Origin of the sequence: Trujillonella endophytica (assembly GCF_900110555.1) — a bacterium.
Lineage (GTDB): Bacteria > Actinomycetota > Actinomycetes > Mycobacteriales > Geodermatophilaceae > Trujillonella > Trujillonella endophytica.
Genome location: NZ_FOEE01000001.1, coordinates 383,664 through 402,772 on the forward strand (window position 1 = coordinate 383,664; position 19,109 = coordinate 402,772).

At 77.2% G+C, this 19,109-nt stretch carries 20 protein-coding genes; 15 read left to right on the forward strand and 5 right to left on the reverse strand.

Annotated elements, in window-relative coordinates; all coding sequences use genetic code 11:
* Positions 1-32 precede the first annotated feature (32 nt).
* Positions 33-566, forward strand: coding sequence for a GNAT family N-acetyltransferase (locus BMY88_RS01880; RefSeq protein WP_211435419.1), 534 nt, complete (start codon positions 33-35; stop codon positions 564-566).
* 23 nt (positions 567-589) lie between these two features.
* Here BMY88_RS01880 and BMY88_RS01885 read toward each other — a convergent pair whose 3' ends face one another.
* A complete protein-coding gene (locus BMY88_RS01885; RefSeq protein ID WP_211435420.1) occupies positions 590-1,171 on the reverse strand; it encodes a cysteine dioxygenase in 582 nt (193 codons plus the stop codon).
* A gap of 251 nt (positions 1,172-1,422) precedes the next feature.
* On the opposite strand from BMY88_RS01885, the gene BMY88_RS01890 reads away from it, so the two are divergent.
* Positions 1,423-1,911, forward strand: a complete 489-nt coding sequence (locus tag BMY88_RS01890) for a beta-class carbonic anhydrase (protein ID WP_091939521.1) — start codon at positions 1,423-1,425, stop codon at positions 1,909-1,911.
* Between the two features lie 15 nt (positions 1,912-1,926).
* Here BMY88_RS01890 and BMY88_RS01895 read toward each other — a convergent pair whose 3' ends face one another.
* Positions 1,927-2,391: a hypothetical protein gene (locus BMY88_RS01895; protein ID WP_091939523.1), complete on the reverse strand. Its 465-nt coding sequence runs from the start codon at positions 2,389-2,391 to the stop codon at positions 1,927-1,929.
* Positions 2,392-2,427: 36 nt separating this feature from the next.
* Positions 2,428-3,336, reverse strand: a complete 909-nt coding sequence (locus BMY88_RS01900) for a serine hydrolase (protein WP_091939525.1) — start codon at positions 3,334-3,336, stop codon at positions 2,428-2,430.
* Positions 3,337-3,520: 184 nt separating this feature from the next.
* Here BMY88_RS01900 and BMY88_RS01905 point away from each other — a divergent pair, with 184 nt between their 5' ends.
* The 9 genes from BMY88_RS01905 (at position 3,521) to BMY88_RS01945 (ending at position 12,632) form a co-directional block, all read left to right on the forward strand.
* On the forward strand, positions 3,521-4,357 hold the full coding sequence (locus BMY88_RS01905; RefSeq protein ID WP_091939527.1) for an amidohydrolase family protein: 837 nt from the start codon (positions 3,521-3,523) through the stop codon (positions 4,355-4,357).
* 31 nt (positions 4,358-4,388) lie between these two features.
* Positions 4,389-4,946, forward strand: coding sequence for an MSMEG_0572/Sll0783 family nitrogen starvation response protein (locus BMY88_RS01910; RefSeq protein WP_211435421.1), 558 nt, complete (start codon positions 4,389-4,391; stop codon positions 4,944-4,946).
* Positions 4,947-5,035: 89 nt separating this feature from the next.
* A complete protein-coding gene (locus BMY88_RS01915) occupies positions 5,036-6,049 on the forward strand; it encodes an MSMEG_0568 family radical SAM protein (protein WP_244524405.1) in 1,014 nt (337 codons plus the stop codon).
* A complete protein-coding gene (locus BMY88_RS01920; RefSeq protein WP_244524406.1) occupies positions 6,019-7,530 on the forward strand; it encodes an MSMEG_0567/sll0787 family protein in 1,512 nt (503 codons plus the stop codon). The genes BMY88_RS01915 and BMY88_RS01920 overlap by 31 nt, the downstream gene beginning before the upstream one ends.
* Positions 7,527-8,423: a carbon-nitrogen hydrolase family protein gene (locus BMY88_RS01925; protein WP_091939531.1), complete on the forward strand. Its 897-nt coding sequence runs from the start codon at positions 7,527-7,529 to the stop codon at positions 8,421-8,423. Before BMY88_RS01920 ends, BMY88_RS01925 begins: the two co-directional genes overlap by 4 nt.
* The gene (locus tag BMY88_RS01930) at positions 8,416-9,747 is read left to right on the forward strand and encodes an MSMEG_0569 family flavin-dependent oxidoreductase (RefSeq protein ID WP_244524407.1); all 1,332 of its coding nucleotides are present in this window, start codon (positions 8,416-8,418) and stop codon (positions 9,745-9,747) included. Before BMY88_RS01925 ends, BMY88_RS01930 begins: the two co-directional genes overlap by 8 nt.
* 92 nt (positions 9,748-9,839) lie before the next feature.
* A complete protein-coding gene (locus tag BMY88_RS01935) occupies positions 9,840-10,688 on the forward strand; it encodes a carbon-nitrogen hydrolase family protein (protein WP_091939532.1) in 849 nt (282 codons plus the stop codon).
* Positions 10,685-11,803: an MSMEG_0565 family glycosyltransferase gene (locus BMY88_RS01940; protein WP_091939534.1), complete on the forward strand. Its 1,119-nt coding sequence runs from the start codon at positions 10,685-10,687 to the stop codon at positions 11,801-11,803. Before BMY88_RS01935 ends, BMY88_RS01940 begins: the two co-directional genes overlap by 4 nt.
* Positions 11,804-11,963: 160 nt before the next feature.
* Entirely contained in the window at positions 11,964-12,632 is a 669-nt protein-coding gene (locus tag BMY88_RS01945; RefSeq protein WP_091939536.1) for a hypothetical protein, read from the forward strand.
* Between the two features lie 24 nt (positions 12,633-12,656).
* Here the strand turns inward: BMY88_RS01945 and BMY88_RS01950 are convergent, their stop codons facing one another.
* Complete coding sequence (locus BMY88_RS01950; RefSeq protein WP_091939538.1) at positions 12,657-13,148, reverse strand: SRPBCC family protein; 492 nt, start codon at positions 13,146-13,148, stop codon at positions 12,657-12,659.
* 96 nt (positions 13,149-13,244) lie between these two features.
* On the opposite strand from BMY88_RS01950, the gene BMY88_RS01955 reads away from it, so the two are divergent.
* From BMY88_RS01955 to BMY88_RS01970, 4 genes are read left to right on the forward strand one after another with little or no spacing between them, the layout of a single operon-like run.
* A complete protein-coding gene (locus BMY88_RS01955) occupies positions 13,245-14,441 on the forward strand; it encodes a CaiB/BaiF CoA transferase family protein (protein WP_091939540.1) in 1,197 nt (398 codons plus the stop codon).
* The gene (locus BMY88_RS01960; RefSeq protein ID WP_211435422.1) at positions 14,438-15,247 is read left to right on the forward strand and encodes an acyl-CoA thioesterase; all 810 of its coding nucleotides are present in this window, start codon (positions 14,438-14,440) and stop codon (positions 15,245-15,247) included. The genes BMY88_RS01955 and BMY88_RS01960 overlap by 4 nt, the downstream gene beginning before the upstream one ends.
* 7 nt (positions 15,248-15,254) lie before the next feature.
* Entirely contained in the window at positions 15,255-17,036 is a 1,782-nt protein-coding gene (locus BMY88_RS01965) for a chorismate-binding protein (RefSeq protein WP_091939543.1), read from the forward strand.
* Between the two features lie 34 nt (positions 17,037-17,070).
* Positions 17,071-17,763: a maleylpyruvate isomerase family mycothiol-dependent enzyme gene (locus BMY88_RS01970; RefSeq protein ID WP_091939545.1), complete on the forward strand. Its 693-nt coding sequence runs from the start codon at positions 17,071-17,073 to the stop codon at positions 17,761-17,763.
* A 33-nt stretch (positions 17,764-17,796) separates the two neighbouring features.
* Here BMY88_RS01970 and rocD read toward each other — a convergent pair whose 3' ends face one another.
* The gene (gene rocD / locus BMY88_RS01975; RefSeq protein WP_211435423.1) at positions 17,797-19,020 is read right to left on the reverse strand and encodes an ornithine--oxo-acid transaminase; all 1,224 of its coding nucleotides are present in this window, start codon (positions 19,018-19,020) and stop codon (positions 17,797-17,799) included.
* Positions 19,021-19,109 lie beyond the last annotated feature (89 nt).

A 19,109-nucleotide genomic window follows, 5' to 3' on the forward strand; every position in this document is an offset into this window, starting at 1 on the left:
GTGGCGCAACGCGGGCGTGCCAGGCTCGGACGGTGACCGGGGCCCGCCTGCAGATCCGCGACGCGACCGCCGCCGACGCGCTCCGCTGCGCCGAGATCTACGCGCCGTACGTGACCGGCTCGGCCGTCTCCTTCGAGGCGCAGCCGCCGGGCGCGGAGGAGATGGCGGCGCGGATCGCGGCGGCGCAGGCGGCCCACGCCTGGCTCGTCGCGGAGGACGCGGGCGCGGTCGTGGGCTACGCCTATGCCGGTACGTGGATGACCCGGGCGGCCTACCGGTGGTCGTGCACGGTCAGCGTCTACCTGGAGCCGGGGCGGCGTCGGACCGGCGCGGGGCGCGCGCTCTACGGGGCGCTGTTCGCGCGGCTGGCCGACCGCGGGTACCGCACCGCGCTGGCCGGCGTGACGCTGCCGAACCCGGCGAGCGAGGGCCTGCACGGCGCGCTCGGCTTCGCCCCGGTCGGGGTGTTCCGTGCCGTCGGCTTCAAGGACGGCGACTGGCGCGACGTCGCCTGGTTCCAGCGTCCGCTGACCGGCGACGACGGCCCGCCCGCGCCGCTGCGCTGAGCGGCGCGGGCGGGCCGGTCCGCTCAGCCGAGCTGCTCGGTACCGGTGCGCAGCAACCCGCACGCGGCGATCCGGTAGGTGTGCACGACGGTCGGCCGCGGCGTGTGGACGTGCACGCTCACGGCGGGCAGCACGCCGACGTTGGTCACCTGGTGCACGTGGTGCGGGGCGAAGGGGCGGACCCGGCCCGCCGTGAGCAGCACCTCCTCGTCGTGCACCCCGCCGGCGGCGGTCTCGGTGACGGTGAGCTCGGTCAGCGCGCCGTGGACGACGGCGAAGGCGCCGGCCGCGCCCCCGTGGTCGTGCAGCGCGGTGGCCTGGCCGGGCAGCCATGAGAACAGCTCCACCTGCGCGCCGACCAGGTCGGCGTGCAGCGCGGGATCCAGCGCCGCGGCGGCGGTGGCGTGGTCGAGCACGGAGCTCCAGCGGCGGTCCGGCCGGTACTCCACGAGGTCGGCCCACGCGGCGGAGTTGGCCGCGAGGGCCGCGGCGAGGGCGGTCGCGCTGGTCCGGCGGGCGGTGATCTCGTCGGGAGCAGGGCGGGTGGCGGTGATCGTGCTGAGCAGGTCGGCGGCGGCCGGGGGCAGGGCGGTGCTGAGGGTCACGGGGAGTCCTGACGGGGAGTCGCGCTGCGGCGCGGAGGAAAGGGGGGTGGGGGCGTCAGGAAGCCGGACAGAGGGCGCTGGCGACCCGCAGCAGGTCCACGCTGGACCGGCGGTACAGGGCGGGTGCGGGCACGAGGACCAGCGAACGCCTCGACGCAAAGTCTGTCAAGTCGACCGGTTTAGTAGGGATACTGGTTCCGAGGGGCGGCGCCGTGCCGCCCCCGACTCCCGGCCCGCACTGGAGCGCCCCCGTGTCCGTCACCGACGAACTGCTCGAGAACAACGCCCGCTACGCCGAGACCTTCTCCGGCCCGCTGCCCCTGCCGCCGGCCAAGCACGTCGCCGTGCTCGCCTGCATGGACGCCCGCCTCGACGTCTACCGGGCCCTCGGCCTGGCCGAGGGGGAGGCGCACGTCATCCGCAACGCCGGCGGCGTCGTCACCGACGACGAGATCCGCTCGCTGGCGATCAGCCAGCGGCTGCTCGGCACGAGGGAGATCGTCCTCGTCCACCACACCGACTGCGGGATGCTCACCTTCACCGACGAGGACTTCCGCGACGGCGTGGAGGCCGACACGGGGGTGCGGCCGCCGTGGCGGTCCGAGGCGTTCGCCGACCTGGAGGTCGACGTGAAGGCGTCGGTCCAGCGGATCCTCGACAGCCCGTTCGTGCCGGTGAAGGACAGCGTCCGCGGCTTCGTGTTCGACGTCGCCACCGGCCGGCTGACCGAGGTCGGCTGAGCGGGTCGGCCGAGCTCACGGGGCCGGTCGCGCCCCGCCGGCGCACCCGGTCTCGACCAGGACGGCGATCGCCGCCGCGCCGAGGGCGTCGACGGCCGAGGCCAGCCGGCGCAGGGGCACGGGGGCGGGAGCGGAGAGCAGGCCGGCGAGCCGACCGGTCGCGCGGATGAGCCGCTCGGCCGCCGGCCGCTCGTCCTCACCCGGCAGGCCCTGCACCGCCCACGGCTCGTCGAGCTCGGCGCAGAGGCCGGGCAGCCGGCGCAGCAGTGCCGCGCAGCCGGTGGCCAGCCGCCACCAGGTGCCCGCCGCGAGCGGAGCGGGCACCCGCGTGCCGGCGTCGGCCCACCGCAGGAGCCCGACGACGTCGGCCCACACCGCGTCGGAGACCACGCACTCCACCGCCGTGCACCCGGCCGGCCGGTGCGCCAGCACGGTGGCGTGCGCGGTCGCGGGGTCGAACAACCACGTGCGTCCGTCCATGGGCCCACGCTCCGCCGCGCCGCTGGGAGGGCGCGGTCAGCGCGCTGCGACCTCGCTGGGAGCCGTGGCCGCCACCAGAGCGGCCGCCGCGCCGTCCAGGGCCGGGCGGGCCGCCGACCAGGGCGTGGTGCGGGGGAACTCGCCGAGCACGACGACGATCCGCCCGTCGGGGAGCACACCGGCCGAGTGCAGGTGCCGCCGCCCGCCGACGCAGCACATCCACCCCTGCTTGGCGGCCACCGCCCCGCCCGCGCCGAGCAGGCCGAAGGCCTGGTCGAACCCGTCGGCGGCCGTCGGGGTGACGGCGCGCAGCCAGCCGCGCAGCACGGCGTCCGCGGGGCGGGTGCCCCGCTCGACCGCCGACAGCACCGCGGCCACGTCGCGGGCCGTCGTCGGCGCGGTGCCCCACTGCCCGGGCAGCCGCGGCGGCGCGGTCCCGGTCAGCCGGTGCCGCACGACCGCGGCCGCGACCAGCGCCGCCCCGTCGTGGCGCACCCACAGCGCGCTCATCGCCGCGTCGTCGGAGGTGGTCAGGGCGGCTGCCATCCAGCTGCGGTCGGCCGCCGTCAGCACCACGGTGCCCCTGGCCTCGCGGGTGAGCAGCTCCTCCACCACCAGGACCTTGACCAGCGAGGCCGTGGGCAGCGGCCGGTCGGCGTCGGCGGCGGTGAGCACGCGGCCGGCCGGGTCGAGCACGACGGCCGTGATCGCGCCCCCCGCCGCCTGCGCCGCGTCGGCCAGTGCCGGGGGCGGGGGAGCGGGGGTGGCCGCGGGCGGGGAGCCGTCGGGGACCGCGCTCGCGGGCGGTGCGGCCGTTCCCGGCGGCGCGGCGGCGCACGGCAGGACCGGGACCAGCGTCGTCCCGCCGACCACCACCAGGATGGCCAGCCGGCGGAGGGTCCTGCGATGCGGCGCCCGGCCGGGGGGCGCCGCGCGGCGGCGCACGGGATCAGCATCCGTTCCAGGCCCCGGAAGCGGCAGGGCCGCAGGCCCCCGCTGCCGGGACACGCGGGCAGGGCCCTCCGGGCAACGGCGCCGAAACCCGGCGGACCGGACGGCGGCGCAGCGGTAACCGAATCTCGTTCCGGACGTCACCACGAGGACACGCCGCGCGGACAGCCTTTCCGGCATGACCCGACGCCCGCCGGTGCTGCACGACGCGCACCGTCACCTCGGCGTCCTCCCCGCATACCCCTTCTACGGCGGCCCGCCGGTCAACCCCGACACGACGGCCCGGGCGACCATCGCCGAGCTGCTCGCCGACCTCGACCGCGAGGGCACCGAGCGCGCGCTGGTCATCCCCAACTACGGAGTGCCCGACCCGGGCACCTCCTTCGCGCTCAACGAACTCGTGGTCGAGGCAGCCCAGCGCGACGAACGGGTGCTCGCGGGGCTGTGGACCTCACCCCGCCCCCAGGACGCCGTCGCCACCGAGAAGGCGCTCGCGCTGGCCGGGGAGCGCGGGGTCGCGGCGCTGAAGCTGTCCTTCCTGCTCGGTGGCCGGGTGACCGACCCCGCGTGCCGGCCGCAGCTGGACGCGATCTTCGGCGCCGCCCGCGCGCACGGGCTCGTCGTGCACGTGCACACCAGCCCCGGCGCGGCCAGCGACCTCGACGAGGTCGGTTCCCTGGTCGACGACTACGCCGACGACGTCGCCGTCCACCTCGTGCACATGGGCGGCGGGATGAGCGGCCACATCAAGCTCATCGGCCAGCGCTTCTTCGCCTGGGTCGCCGCCGGCAAGCGCGTCTACACCGACACCAGCTGGGCGATCGGCTTCGCACCCCGCTGGTTCGCCACCGAGATCGAGCGGCACGGCATCGGCGCCGACCGCGTCCTGTTCGCCTCCGACCAGCCGTGGGGCGACTTCGACGGCGAGTACGCCCGCCTGGCCGCCGCGACCGGCGACGGCGAGCTGGCCGACCTCGTGTTCGCCCGCAACTTCGAGGCCCTCCACGGCCTCTGAGCCCCCACCCCGAGAGAAGGAAGGCACGCCCGTGACCCAGACCCTGCCCGCCACCACCGGCACGCCGCTGATCAGCGACGAGGACCTCAAGGCCGCCCAGCAGGCGAGCCTCGGCGAGATCCCGCACCCCTCGCTGCCCCCGGGCAGCAACCTCTACGGGTCGACCAAGATCTTCCCCGACTACCAGGCCGGCGAGGGCGAGTCCTACTTCACCCTCGTGCACGGCATCGCCCACGAGTCCTCGGTCAGCTTCGTGGCCTGCCTGCAGGCGCTGCGCGCCCTGCGCAAGGGCTACGAGTCGGTCCTGTACTTCTACGGCCCCGCCGCGATGAACGCGATGGCCACCCGCGGCTTCCCGACCACCGGCGACTCGGCCTTCCCGGGCGAGCACAACATCAACACCCAGATCGAGCGGTTCATCGCCGAGGGCGGCACGGTCTACGTCTGCCGCTTCGGGCTCTCCCTGCACGGGCTGCGCGAGGAGGATCTCATCGCCGGCTGCATCCCCTGCCATCCGCTCGACGTGCAGGACGCGCTCATCCACTACGCCCGCAAGGGCGCCATCATCAACTCGACCTACAACCTCTGATGGCCCCACCCCCGGGGACCGCGAGCCCCGCGCGCCCGGCTCCGCGCGCGGGGCGCCACCGTGTCGACCTCGCCATCCTCGGGGTCCGGGTGGACGCGCCGGTCCGCCGCCGGGCCGGCGCCGGCCCCAGCGACGACGGGCACGTGCTGCTGGACGGCGTGCCGACGGCGCTCCCGGTGGACGCCGGCAGCCCCTACGCGATCAGCGGCGGCCGGCTGCTGCTGGACGGCGCCGACCTCGGGCTGGAGGCGCAGCCGGTCGCCCGGCCGCGCTTCTACGACCTCAGCACCGCCGACGGCATCCCCTACGAGCGGCTGGCCCGGCTGCACGGCAGCGACGTCCTGGCCTCAACGGTGGTCCAGACCTGCGTCCGGTACGCCGAGGACCAGCGCTGCCGGTTCTGCGCGATCGAGGCGTCGCTGGCCGCGGGCTCGACCACCGCGGTGAAGACGCCGGCGCAGCTCGCCGAGGTCGCCGAGGCGGCGGTCCGCCTGGACGGCGTCCGGCAGGTGGTGCTGACCACCGGCACCACCACCGGCCGCGGCCGCGGCGCCCGGCACCTGGCCCGCTGCGTGCGGGCGGTCACGGCCGCGGTGCCCGGGCTGCCGGTGCAGGTGCAGTGCGAGCCACCGGCCCCTGGGGACCTCGGCGTGCTCCGGGAGCTGCACGACGCCGGCGCCACGGCGATCGGCATCCACGTCGAGTCCCTCGACGAGGCGGTCCGGCGCCGCTGGATGCCGGGCAAGGCCACCGTGCCGATGGCCCAGTACGACGCCGCCTGGGACGAGGCGGTGCGGGTCTTCGGGCGCAACCGGGTGTCCACCTACCTGCTGGTCGGCCTGGGGGAGGACCCCGACGAGCTCGTCGCCGGGGCGCTGCGCCTGGCCGAGCGGGGGGTGTACCCGTTCGTCGTCCCCTACCGGCCGCTCGCCGGCACCCTCGCGGCGGCCGACGGCGTGGGCGCCCCCGCTCCCGCCCTGCTCGACGACGTCACCACCCGCGTGGCCGCGGGCCTGCGGCGGATCGGGATGCGCGGCGCCGACCAGGGCGCCGGCTGCGCCGCGTGCGGGGCGTGCAGCGCGCTGCCGGCGGCCGGCGGGTGACCGCGATGATGGTGCCGCCGACGGCCGCGGACCTGCGCTCGCTGGAGCGCAACGTGCTGCTCGTCGACTTCCGGGCGGTGCCCCCCGTCCGGCCGCGGATCGCCGAGGCCGACGCGGCCGGTGTCGCGGCCCACGGGCGGCTGCGGCACGCCGCGTTCGTCGAGGACCAGGGCCTGTTCGCCGGCGGCGACCGGGACGGCGCCGACGACGATCCGCGCACCGTCGTCCTCGTCGCCCGCGCGCCCGACGGCACCGTGCTCGGGGGCGTCCGGCTGGGCCCGGCCGATCCCGGGGGCCCGGACGTCGGCTGGTGGACCGGGTCCCGCCTGGTCGTCGCCCCCGGGGCCCCGGCCGGCACCGCGGCGGCGCTCGTCACCGCCGCCTGCGCCCGCGCCGAGTCCGCCGGGGTGCTGCGCTTCGACGCCACCGTGCAGCAGCGGGTCGCGCCGCTGTTCGCCCGGCTGGGCTGGCACGCCACGGGAACCGCCGACCTCGGCGGGGCCCCGCACGTCACGGTGACCTGGCCGGTCGGCCGGCTCGCGGCCCTGGCCGCCGCGACCAAGGCACCGCTCGGGGGACTGCTCGCCGGGCTGGACCTGGGGGGACCGGGCTTCGTCGGCGACGACGGAGCTCCCGTGCCCGGCACCGACGTCGTCGCCGCCTGTGACGCGATCCTGCCCTCGCTCGTCGAGCGCGACCCCGAGTGGGCCGGCTGGTGCGGCGTGCTGGTCAACGTCAACGACCTGGCGGCGATGGGTGCGACCCCGGTCGGCCTGCTGGACGCCGTCGCGGCCCGGGACGCCTCGTTCGCCGCGCGCGTCCTGACCGGGCTGCGGGCGGCGTCGGCGGCCTGGGGGGTGCCGGTGCTCGGGGGACACACCCAGCTCGGCGTCCCGGCGGCGCTGAGCGTCACCGCCCTCGGCCGCACCGACCGGCCGGTGCCTGCCGCCAGCGGCCGGCCCGGGCACACCGTGTCGCTCACCGCGGACCTGGGTGGCGGCTGGCGGCGCGGCGGCACCGGCACCCAGTGGGACTCCACCACCGGGCGGGCGCCCGCCGAGCTGCGGCTCCTGGGCTCGGTCGTCGCCCGCACCGCACCCGCGGCGGCCAAGGACGTCAGCATGGCCGGCGTCGTCGGCACCCTCGGCATGCTGGCCGAGGCCAGTGGCTGCGGCGCCGTGCTCGACGTGGCCGCCGTCCCGCGCCCGGCGGAAGCCACGGTGGGCGACTGGCTCACCTGCTTCCCCGGCACGGCCTTCCTCACCGCCGACGCCCCCGGCCGGGCCGTGGCCGCGGCCGGCCCGGCGACCAGCGCCGCCTGCGGCGAGCTCGTCCCCGGCAGCGGGGTCTCCCTGCGCTGGCCCGACGGCTCGCTGACCCCCGCCCTGCCCGGCGCCGTCACCGGCCTGGGCCCCAGCGGAGTGCCACAAGCGAGAAAACCTCGCTCGCCGCACTCCATCAGCACTGGAGGTTCCGCGTGACCACCACCCTCGCGGCCGTGGCCGCGCCGTTCGGGCGTGACCTGGACGCCGCGTTCGCGCGCATCGAGCAGCTGCTGGCCGCCGCCCGGGCCCGCGGCGTGCAGCTGCTCGCCCTGCCCGAGGCGACCCTCGGCGGCTACCTGGCCGACCTCGGCGAGCACGGGGTGGATGCCGGGAGGGTGGACGCCGGGGCGGCCGGGCGGGCGGACGACGCCGTACCGCCGGGGCACGCGCTGCCGCCGGCGCTCGACGTCGACGGTCCGGAGATCGCCCGGCTCGCCGCGCTGGCCGGCGACGTCGTCGTCACCGCGGGGTTCTGCGAGTCCGACGGCGCCCGCCGCTACAACACCGCGGTCGCGGTGACCGGCGACGGCGTCCTGGGCGTGCACCGCAAGGTGCACCAGCCCCTCGGCGAGCACCACAGCTACGCGGCGGGGGAGACCTTCGGGGCGTTCGACTCGCCGGTCGGCCGGCTGGGGATGCTCATCTGCTACGACAAGGCCTTTCCCGAGGCGTCCCGCACGCTGGCGCTGGACGGCGCGGAGGTGGTCGTCTGCATGTCGGCGTGGCCGGCGGCGCGCACCGCGGCCTCCCCGGACCTCGCCGACGACCGCTGGACCCACCGGTTCGACCTGTTCGACCAGGCCCGCGCGCTGGAGAACCAGGTGGTGTGGGTGTCGGCCAACCAGTCGGGCACCTTCGGGTCGCTGCGGTTCGTCGCCAGCGCGAAGGTGGTCGGCCCCGGCGGCGAGGTGCTCGCCACCACCGGCGTCCGGGAGGGCATGGCGGTGGCGGCCGTCGACGTGCCCGGCGTCCTGGCCGGCGCCCGCCGCTCGATGGCGCACCTGCGCGACCGCCGCCCCGAGGCCTACGGGGTGCTGGCCGGTGTCTGAGCGGACGAGCTGGGACACCGTGCGGGCGCGGTTCCCGGCGCACGTGCCGGTCGCGATCGTGGGCGGCGGGCAGGCCGGCCTGTCGCTGTCGTGGTACCTGCGCCGCGACGGCGTCGAGCACGTGGTGCTGGAGCGCAGCACCGTCTGCCACGAGTGGACCGACGCCCGCTGGGACAGCTTCTGCCTGGTCACCCCGAACTGGCAGTGCCGGCTGCCCGGCTGGCCGTACCGGGGCGCCGATCCCGACGGCTTCATGGTCAAGGCCGAGATCGTCGAGTACCTGCGCGGGTTCGTCGCCTCCTTCGACCCGCCGGTGCTCGAGGGGACGGCGGTCGAGCGGCTCGGGCCCGGCCCCGACGGCGGCTTCGTGCTCACCACCTCCGCCGGCACGCTCACCGCCGACCACGTGGTGCTGGCGACCGGCGGCTACGCCCGGCCGGTCGTGCCCGGCTGGGCGGGCCAGCTGCCGGACGCCGTCGTCCAGCTGTCGGCCGCGGAGTACCGCAACGCCGACCGGCTGCCGCCGGGAGAGGTCCTGGTGGTGGGCACCGGCCAGTCCGGCGCGCAGATCGCCGAGGACCTGCACCTGGCCGGGCGGACCGTGCACCTCGCCGTGGGCCGGGCGCCGCGGATCGCCCGCGCCTACCGCGGCCGCGACGTCGTCGCCTGGCTGGCCGACCTCGGCCACTACGACATGCCGATCGACGAACACCGCGACGGCGCGGCCGCCCGGGTGGGCACCAACCACTACGTCACCGGCCGGGACGGTGGCCGCGACATCGACCTGCGCGCCTTCGCCCGCGACGGAATGCACCTCTACGGCGCCCTCACCGGGCTGCGCGGGACGACGCTGACCTTCGCCGGCGACCTGGCCGCCAACCTCGACAACGCCGACCGGGTCAACGACAACGCCCTGGACCTCGTCGACCGGCACATCGCCGCGGCCGGGATCGACGTCCCGACCGAGCCGCGCTACGTGCCGGTGTGGGCGCCCGGGCCCGACCACCCCACCACCCTGGACGCCGGCCGGATCGCCGCGGTCGTGTGGTGCATCGGGTTCTCGAGCGACTGGAGCTGGGTGCACCTGCCGGCCTTCGACGGCCGCGGCTACCCCACCCACACGCGGGGGGTGACCAGCGTGCCCGGGCTGTCGGTGCTCGGGCTGCCGTGGCTCCACACCTGGGGCTCGGGCCGCTTCTCCGGCATCGCCCGCGACGCCGAGCACCTGGCCGGGCACCTCGGCCGGCAGCTGGCGAGCGGCGCCGCGTCCGGCCTGGACCGGGAGCTGGCCCTGGCCAGCGCGGCCGCCCCGACGGCGGGCTGAGCGATGAGGCCACTCGCGAGGCATAGGAAGCTCTCCCCACGTCTGGCGGCCGGCGACGAGGGGAAAGCCTCCTATGCATGGGCGGGGGCGCGATGAGGGTCGCGGCGGTGGCGGCGCACTTCGGCCGGGACCTCGACCAGTGCCTGGCCAAGATCGACACCATCGTCGCGGCGGCGCGGTCCCAGGGCGTCGAGCTGCTGGTGTTCCCCGACGCGACCCTCGGCGGCTACCTGGGCGACCTCGGCGGCCGGGACGCCACGGGCCTGCCGCCGGCGCTGGCCGAGGACTCCCCGGAGATCGCGCGGGTCGCGGCCGTGGCCGGCGACATGGTGGTCTGCCTGGGCTACCGGGAGGCCGCCGACGGGGCGCACCACAACTCCGCGGTCTGCCTCACCGGCGACGGCGTCCTGGGGCGGCACCGCAAGGTGCACCAGCCGGTGGGCGAGTCCACGGCCTACCGGGCCGGCGACCGGTTCGCCGCCTTCGACACCCCGCTCGGCCGGATCGGCATGCTCATCGACTACGACAAGACGTTCCCCGAGGCCGCCCGCGCGCTGGCCGGGGACGGCGCGCACGTCGTGGCGTGCCTGTCGGCCTGGCCCGCCAGCCTGACCCACCGCGCGCCGCGGCTGGTCCAGGACCGGCAGTCGCGCCTGTTCGACCTCTACGACTGCGCCCGGGCCGCCGAGAACCAGGTCGTGTGGGTGTCGGCCAACCAGACCGGCGCCATGGGCCGGCTGCGCTTCCTCGGCCAGGCCAAGGTCGTCGGCCCCGGCGGCGACGTGCTCGCCCGGACCTGGGCCAAGGCCGGCCTCGCCCTCGCCTCGCTCGACGTCGCGGCCGAGGTCAGCCGCGCCCGGCTCGTCCTGTCGCACCTGGCCGAGCGCCGCCCGGAGGCCTACCTGCCCGCCTCGACGTCCCCCCTGAGGAGCTCCCCGTGAAGGTCGCGCTGCTGACGTACTCGACGAAGCCCCGCGGCGGGGTCGTGCACACCCTCGCCCTGGCCGAGGCCCTCGCCCGGGCGGGCGCGGAGGTGACCGTCTGGTCGCTGGGCCGCGGCGGGGACGAGGGCTTCTTCCGGCCGGTCGACCCCGCCGTCCGGGTGCGGCTGGTGCCGTTCGCCGATCGCCCGGGGGAGGACGTCGGCGCGCGCATCGCGCGGTCGATCGAGGAACTCGGCCTCGCGTTCGCGGTGGCGGGGGAGAGCTACGACGTCGTCCACGCCCAGGACTGCATCAGCGCCAACGCCGTGCCCGACTGCGTGCGCACCGTGCACCACCTCGACACGTTCACCACCGCCGAGCTGGCCGCCTGCCACGAGCGGGCGATCGTCGGGCCGCGGGCGCTGTTCTGCGTCTCGGCGGCGGTGGCCGCCGAGGTGCGGGCCGGCTGGGGGCGCGAGGCCACGGTGATCCCGAACGGGGTGGACGCCGATCGGTTCGCCGCCGCGGCCGGGCCCGAGGGCAGCGCCGGGCGCGGGCGGTGGCGGGCCCGGCTCGGTCGCTACGTGCTGGCCGTCGGGGGCATCGAGCCGCGCAAGGGGACCCTGGACCTGGTCGAGGCCATGGCCACCGTCCAGCTGGTGCGGCCCGACCTGACGCTCGTGATCGCCGGGGGCGAGACGCTGTTCGACTACCGCGCCTACCGGGCGGCGGTCGACGCCCGGGCCGAGGACCTGGAGGTGTTCCCGCTGGTCCTCGGGCCGGTGCCGCACGACGAGCTGCCGGCGCTGGTCGCCGCCGCCGACGTCCTGGCCTTCCCGTCGACCAAGGAGGGCTTCGGCCTGGCCGCGATGGAGGCGCTCGCCGCGGGCGTGCCTGTGGTGGCGCGGGACCTGCCGGTGCTCCGCGAGGTGTTCGACGGCGCCGTCGGGTTCGCGACCGGCCCGGCGTCCCTGGCCGCCGGCCTGCTCGCGGCCGGCACGCCGGACGCGCGGCGTGTCGAGACCGGCCGGGCCCTGGCCGCCGCGCACACCTGGGACGCCGCCGCGCGGGCCCACCTGGACTGCTACCGCGCGCTGGTCGGCGGGCGGTCGCGGCACCCGGTGCGCGCCTGATTCGGTGGCCCGCCATCTACACGGGCAACCCTTGACCCCGTTCCCGGGGATCGCTGGCAGAAGTGGGAGTGGAGGCGCGGGCCCGCGGGCCGATATCCCATCGTCGGACCGAGTCGGGTCGACCACGGCCGGAGCAGACGGCACGGAGCGGGGGTGCGGGGTGCAGGGGTCGGGGCCGGACTGCGGGACCGCGCAACAGGCGGCGACGGGACCGGCGTGGTGGCTGGTCGACGACGGCGACGTCGTGCTGTCGGGGCCGTACGCCGACCAGGGCGAGGCCGTGTGGGCCACGGGGCCGCTCGGCACCGCCGGCGGCGTCGGCGGAACGCCGGCCTACGGCACGCGGCGCGAGAGCGGCCGGGTCGCCCGGCGTCCCTCCCCGGAGGACCGGGCGTGGCTGGCCGACCTCTCCGGTGAGCTGGAGCGGGTCGGCGAGGAGTGGGACCCGCTGGTCGACGACGCCTCGCCGCTGGTGGGGCTGCTCTGCCAGCTCGGCGCGTCGCTGGTCGAGATCGGCCTGCCGCTGCACGACTGCAGCGGCCGCACGGCGACCCGCGCCCGGGGCGGGGTGTGCCTGACCCCGAGCGAGGTGCACGACGGCGTCGTCGTCGCGTGGAGCCAGCACCTGCGCACGACCCGCGAGGCCCCGCGGCCGCCGGAGACCGAGCGGTGGCTGCAGGAGACGATGAACCGCACCCTCGCCGGGCTGCTCACCGGCCTGGGCTTCACGACGGCGACGTTCGGGGAGGCCAGCGGCGCCCTGGTCACCGGCCGGCGGGCCGCGGTGGACGCCGCCGGGTCCGACGCCGGCGAGGCCACGGGCGGCTGACCCCGCCCGTCCGGTCCGCCCGGGTCAGGCCGGCTCGGTCGCGGCCAGGTGGGCGCCGAGGTTGCGCAGCGCCTTGCGCAGCTGGCCGCCCGCGACGCGGATGATCAGCCCGCCGGCGAACCCGGGGCTGGTCTCCTGGGCCATCGTGTAGTCGACCCGCGTGCCGGCGCCCTCGGGCGTGAGGGTGAAGTTCTCGGCCAGCGCGCGCACCGCGGGCAGGCCGGCCTCGTCGACCCGGAACGCCCACCGCCGGCCGGGCTCCCAGGCGAGGATCGTCTCCAGGAACCGGGAGCCGCGGGCGAACACCTCGCGCTGCGAGCCGACCCCGTGCGGGCCGGGGGTGAGGTAGCGGCCGCCGTCGGTGAAGCCGGGGAACCAGGCGGCCCAGCCCGCGGGGTCCTCGGCCAGCGCCGCGAACACCGCGTCGGGCGACGCGGGGAGCACCTCGGTGACGGTGACGCGGTGCTTGGCGGTGGTGGTGAAGTCCAGGTCGACGGCGCGCAGGCTCCGGGGCATGGCGGGGACAGTAGAGGGTGCGGTGGCGCTCCGGGAGGCGCTGCCGAGGTGCCGCCCCCAGTCCGGCAGTGCGGTGCCTCGTTACGGTGACCAGCCGTGGACCCCGCCCCGAACGACCCCCGCCCCGAGCTCCGGCCGGCCGCCGGCCCGCTGCGGGGCGTCCGCGTCGTCGAGCTCTCCGGGCTCGGCCCCGGTCCCTACGCCGGCATGCTGCTGGCCGAGCTCGGGGCCGACGTGCTGCGGATCGACCGGCCGGGCGGCGGCACCGCCCTGCTCCCGGCCGACGCCGAGCTGCTGCACCGCAGCCGCCCCTGCGCCGCGGTGGACCTCAAGCGCCCCGAGGGCCGCGACCTGGTGCTGCGCCTGCTGGCCGGCGCCGACGTCCTGGTCGAGGGGCTGCGCCCCGGCGTCACCGAGCGGCTCGGGCTGGGCCCCGACGACGCCCTGGCCCGCAACCCGCGCCTGGTCTACGCCCGCATGACCGGCTGGGGCCAGAGCGGTCCGCGCGCGGCCGAGGCCGGGCACGACATCAACTACCTCGGGCTGACCGGCGCGCTGCACGCCATCGGCCCGGCCGACCGCCCCGTGCCGCCGCTCAACATGGGCGCGGACTTCGGCGGGGGCTCGCTGTTCCTCGTCGTCGGCGTGCTCGCCGCCCTGCTGGAGCGCGCCACCAGCGGGCGGGGCCAGGTGGTCGACGCGGCGATGGTCGACGGCGCCAGCTCGCTGATCACGATGATCCAGGGCATGTTCGCCGCTGGGGCCTGGTCCGACCGCCGCGAGGCGAACCTGCTCGACGGTGGCGCGCCGTTCTACACGACCTACGCGTGCGCCGACGGTGGGCACGTGGCCGTCGGCGCGATCGAGCCGCAGTTCCACGCCCGCCTCCTGGAGGGCCTCGGCCTGACCGGCCGGCTCGACGGCGCCCAGAACGACGTCGCCCGGTGGCCGGAGCACCGCGCGGCGCTCGCCGCGGTCTTCGCCACCCGCACCCGCGACGAGTGGACGGCGCACTTCGCCGGCACCGACGCCTGCGTGACCCCGGTGCTCGGGCTGGCCGAGGCCCCCCGCGATCCGCACCTGGCCGCGCGGGGGAGTTACGTGGAGATCGACGGCGTCGCCCAGCCCGGCACCGCGCCGCGGTTCTCCCGGACGCCGGGCGCGGTGCGCGGCGGCCCCCGCCGGCCCGGCCAGGACACCCGTGCGGCCCTGACCGCCTGGGGCATCGACGCCGACGAGGTGGCGCGCCTGCTCGACGCCGGCGTGCTGGCCGAGAGCCGGGCGTCGCGGTGACCGCCATCGAGGGTGCCGAGGGGGCGGCGCTGCTGACCGACCTCATGACGCTGCGCGAGCTGACGCCGGACCGCTGGCTCGCCGAGGCGGTCGCACCCGGCCGGCACAACGGGCTCTACGGCGGGCAGGTCGCGGCGCAGGCGCTGGTCGCCGCCGCCCGCACCGTCGTCCCCGAGCGCCTCCCGCACTCGCTGCACGGCTACTTCCTGCGCCGCGGCGACGCGCGGCAGCCGGTGACCTTCGACGTCGAGCGCGACCGCGACGGGCACTCCTACTCCGCGCGGACGGTGGTCGCCCGGCAGGAGGGGCGGGTGATCTTCCGGATGTCGGCGTCGTTCTGCCGCCCGGAGGAGGGGCCGGACCGGCAGTCCGTCGCGATGCCGGCGACCCGCTCGCCGGAGGAGTCGCAGGCACTGCCGTCGATCCTGCCCGGCGTCTCCGTCCGCGACCCCGAGCCCAGCGCCGAGCGCACGCACCCGATGCGCACCTGGCTGCGCGCGGCGGGCTGCACCGACGGGGACGCGGTGCACCAGGCGGCGGTGCTCGTGTACGTGTCCGACCTGTTCAGCGGCCTGGCGCACCTGATGGGCCCGCGGGTGCGCGCCATGGCCAGCCTCGACCACGCGGTCTGGTTCCACCGGCCGGTGCGGATGGACGACTGGGTGCTCATGGACAACGTGGGGACGACGGTCGCCGCGGCCCGCGGGTGGTACACCGGCACGCTGTTCGACCGCTCCGGCGCCGCCCTGGCCAGCATCGCGCAGGAGATGGTCGTCCGGGAGGCCCGCGGCCCCGAGGAGGGCTGACCGCGCCATGGCCACCGCTGCGGCCCCGCCGACCGCCGGGACCCGTCCCCGGGCGCGGTTCGACGACCTCCGGGCCGGCTCGGCGATGGCGTTCGACGGCGTCGAGGCCGAACTGGTCGCCGTCACCCCCGACGAGGTCGCGGTCGTGCTCGACGAGGTCGACCGGGTCGCCGCCGCCGGCCGGTGGGCCTTCGGGTTCGTCGCCTACGAGGCCGCCGCCGGCCTGGACCCGGACCTGGCCGTGCACGAGCCCGTCGAGGGGTTGCCGCTGGCCTGGTTCGGCGTCTCGCGCGGGCCGGTCCCGGTCGACGTCGTGGCCCCGGCCGCGGCGCGCGGCCCCGCGGCGGGACCGTGGGTGTGCGACTGGGACGAGGTCCGGCACGCGGCCGCCGTGGCGGCGGTCCGGGAGCGGATCGCGGCGGGGGACACCTACCAGTGCAACCTCACGACCCGGCTGTCCGCGCCGATGACCGGCGACGTGGGGGACCTGTACGCCGACATGGCGCTCGGGCAGCGCGGCGCCCACAACGCGCTGATCGACCTGGGCCGCTTCGCCGTCTGCAGCGCCAGCCCCGAGCTGTTCCTCGACTGGGTCGGCGACCGGGTGACGATGGCGCCGATGAAGGGCACGGCCGCGCGGGGCCGCACGGCCGCGGAGGACGACGCGGCGGTCGCCCGGCTGCGGGCCAGCGGGAAGGACCGGGCCGAGAACGTCATGATCGTCGACCTCGTGCGCAACGACCTGGCCCGCGTCGCGCGCACCGGCAGCGTCACCGTGACCGCGCTGTGCGAGGCCGAGCGTTTCGAGACGGTCCACCAGCTGACCTCGCGGGTCACCGCCGACGTGCTGCCCGGCACCGGCCTGACCGACGTCTTCCGGGCACTGTTCCCCAGCGGCTCGGTCACCGGCGCGCCGAAGCTGCGGTCGATGGAGCTGATCCGCGACCTCGAGGACGGCCCGCGCGGCGTCTACTGCGGCGCGATCGGCGTCGTCGCCCCGCCCGGCGCGCCGTTCCGGGCCCGCTTCAGCGTCGCGATCCGCACGGCGGTGGTCGACCGGTCGACCGGCACGGCCGTCTACGGCGCCGGGGGCGGCATCACCTGGGGCTCGGAGCCGGCGGCGGAGTACGCCGAGCTGCTGGCGAAGGCGCGGGTGCTCGACGCCCGGCCCGAGGAGTTCGCCCTGCTCGAGACGATGCGGTGGCAGTCCGGTCGGGGGATCCGCTCGCTGGACGCGCACCTGGCGCGCCTGGCGGCGTCAGCGGCGTACGTCGGCTTCCGGTTCGACGAGGCGGCCGCGCGGTCGGCGCTGCTCGGGCTGACCGGCGACGGCGACCTCCGCGTCCGGCTGCTGTGCCGGCGGGACGGCGCGCTGGCGGTGGACGTGGCCCCGGCGCCGGAGGCCGACGCCCGCCCCCTCCGGCTGGCCGTCGACGACGACCCGATCGACTCCCGCGAGTGGTGGCCGCACCACAAGACCACCCGCCGTCGTCCCTACACCGAGCGCCGGGACCGCCATCCCGCTGCCGACGAGGTGGTCCTGGTCAACGAGCGCGGCGAGGTGACCGAGGCCTGCACGGCCAACCTCGCCGTCCGGCTCGGCGGCCGCTGGTGGACGCCCCCGCTGGGGAACGGGTGCCTGCCCGGCGTCGAGCGCGGCCGGCTGGTGGCCGCGGGGGTGCTGGCCGAGCGGGCGCTGCGGCCCGCGGACCTGCGCGCCGCCGAGGAGCTCGCGCTGGTCAACTCGCTGCGCGGCTGGCGCCCGGCCGTGCTGGCCGGCGGGGCATAGTCCCCGGGCCCCGGGGGCTGCCACGATCTCGGGCATGACGACGTTCGCGGTGCCGCGGGAGTGGTGGACGACGGGGGAGCAGGCGGTGGCCACGGCGCTGGGCAGGCTGGTCGAGGCCGACTACGCCGGTCCCTCGCGCCTGCCCGGCTGGGACCGGGCGCACCTGCTGGGCCACCTGGCCGGCAACGCCGACGCGCTGGTCAACCTGCTCACCTGGGCCCGCACCGGCGTGGAGACGCCGATGTACGCCTCGCAGGAGGCCCGGGACGCCGACATCGACCGTCGGGCGGCGCTGAGCCCGGCCGCGCTGGACGCCGAGGTGCTGGCGGCGACCCGGCGGCTCGCCGACGCCGTCGCCGCGATGCCGGAGGAGGCGTGGTCGGCGCAGGTGCGCACCCGACAGGGCCGCGCCATCGAGGCCGGCGACGTCATCTGGATGCGCGCTCAGGAGGCGTGGGTGCACGCGGTCGACCTGGACGCGGGCGTCGGCTTCGACGACGTGCCCGCCGAGGTCCTGGTCGCGATCGTCGATCGGGTCTTCGCCGGGTGGGAGCGCGCGGGCACCGACCCCGGGGTCACCCTGTTCGCCGGGAACCGGGAGTGGGGAGCGGGCGGCGTGGCGGTGTCCGGGTCGGTACCGGCGGTGGCCGGCTGGGTCCTGGGGCGGTCGGCGGGCGAGGGGCTGCGCTCGGACGGTCCGCTGCCGGAGCTGCCGCCCTGGATGTGAGCGGGCGCGGGCCGCACCGGACCCGCAGCCGCGTCAGGCCCCGGCGAGGACGGCGGCCAGCTGGTCGACCGCCCAGTCCAGGTCGTCGTCCTCGATCACCAGCGGCGGGGCCAGCCGGAGGGTCGCGCCGTGGGTCTCCTTGGTGAGCACCCCGCGGGCGGCCAGCCGCTCGCAGGCGGCCCGGCCGCTCATGAGCGCGGGGTCCAGGTCCACGCCGGCCCACAGCCCGCGGGTGCGCACCGCCCGCAGCCCGCGCCCGACCAGGGGCTGCAGCCGGGCGGCGAGCCGCTCGCCCAGCCGGCGCGCCCGGGCCTGGTACTCGCCGGTCTCCAGCAGCCGGACGACGGCGTGCCCGACCGCGGCGCCCAGGGGATTGCCGCCGAACGTCGAGCCGTGGCTGCCCGGGGTCAGCACGTCGAGCACGTCGGCGCGGGCCACCACCGCCGAGACCGGCAGGATGCCGCCGCCCAGCGCCTTGCCCAGCACGTAGACGTCCGGGACGACGCCCTCGAGCTCGCACGCGAACGTCGTGCCGGTGCGCCCGAGGCCGGACTGGATCTCGTCGGCCACGAGCAGGACGCCGGCGGCGGTGCAGGCCTCCCGGACCGCGGCCAGGTAGCCCGGCGGCGGCACCACGACGCCCGCCTCGCCCTGCACCGGCTCGATCAGCACCGCGACCGTGTCCGGGGTCAGCGCGGCCCGCAGCGCCGCGGCGTCGCCGAACGGGACGACGTCGAAGCCGGGGGTGAACGGGCCGAAGCCGTCGCGGGCGACGGGGTCGGTGGAGAACCCGACGATCGTCGTCGTCCGCCCGTGGAAGTTGCCCTCGGCCACGACGATCCGGGCCCGGCCGTCGGGCACGCCCCGCACCCGGTACCCCCAGCGGCGGGCGACCTTGATCGCCGTCTCCACGGCCTCGGCGCCGGTGTTCATGGGCACCACGGCGTCCATGCCGGCGAGCGCGGCCAGGTCCCGGCAGAACGGGCCGAGCCGGTCGTTGCCGAACGCGCGGCTGGTGAGGGTGACCCGCGCGAGCTGCTCCCGCGCGGCCGCGAGGAGGGTCGGGTGCCGGTGGCCGAAGTTCAGCGCCGAGTAGCCGGCCAGGCAGTCCAGGTAGCGGCGGCCCTCGACGTCGGTGACCCACGCGCCCTCGGCCTCGGCGACCACGACGGGCAGCGGGGCGTAGGTGTGCGCCGTGACCGCGTCGGCGAGGCCGACGTGGTCGGCGGTGCTGCGGGGGAGCAGTCCCGTGCCCATGGACCATCGTCGACCCGCGGGGCCGCCGCCGGAAGGCATCGCCGTCTGCAACCGATCGGTTGACAACGGCTGGGGAGCGGTCCTACCGT